The organism is Tepidibacter mesophilus (assembly GCF_002724055.1).
GTDB lineage: Bacteria > Bacillota > Clostridia > Peptostreptococcales > Peptostreptococcaceae > Tepidibacter_A > Tepidibacter_A mesophilus.
This window is the reverse complement of record NZ_BDQY01000076.1, coordinates 1-463: the sequence shown is the minus strand read 5'-3', so window position 1 is coordinate 463 and position 463 is coordinate 1. Positions and strand designations below refer to the sequence as shown.

The window sequence follows — 463 nt, the reverse complement described above, 5'->3', positions numbered from 1 at the left end:
ATTCTTTCGGATGAGCAAATTAATCATATTGTTGAGAAATATAAAAACCGTGAAAATGTTGATAAATCTGCTTATGTTGCTACTTTGGACGAAATAAAGGAAAATGAGTATAACTTAAATATTCCAAGATATGTTGATACTTTCGAGGAAGAAGAACCTATCTCGTTAGCTGAAGTGGCGAAAGAGCTTAAAGAAGTTCAAACTGAAATTGACACCTCTACTCAAAAATTATTTGAGATGATGGCTGATTTGAGTGGTACTGATGATGAAACACAAGCCGAATTACAACAATTTCTTGATATATTTAAAAATTGAGTGAAAGAGTCCGATTTCGGGCTCTTTTTGCTTACGCTGATGAAGGGTGATAAGGTTGTCTATTGATGCGAGCAGTTCAGAAATACGCTGCTGTTCTTCAAGGCTACGTGGCGCTGAAATGGCAATTTCACTTATGACGTTGTTCATC

Annotated in this window: 1 protein-coding gene and 1 pseudogene; one reads left to right on the top strand and one right to left on the bottom strand. The window is 35.9% G+C overall.

The genetic code is table 11. From position 1 onward, the window contains the following. The coding region (locus Tmeso_RS15960; RefSeq protein WP_099192893.1) for an N-6 DNA methylase at positions 1 to 315 on the top strand (315 nt) is incomplete at its 5' end. Here the strand turns inward: Tmeso_RS15960 and Tmeso_RS15955 are convergent. Further along, positions 283 to 463, bottom strand: a pseudogene (locus Tmeso_RS15955) (hypothetical protein); the annotation flags it as partial. The gene Tmeso_RS15960 and the pseudogene Tmeso_RS15955 overlap by 33 nt on opposite strands.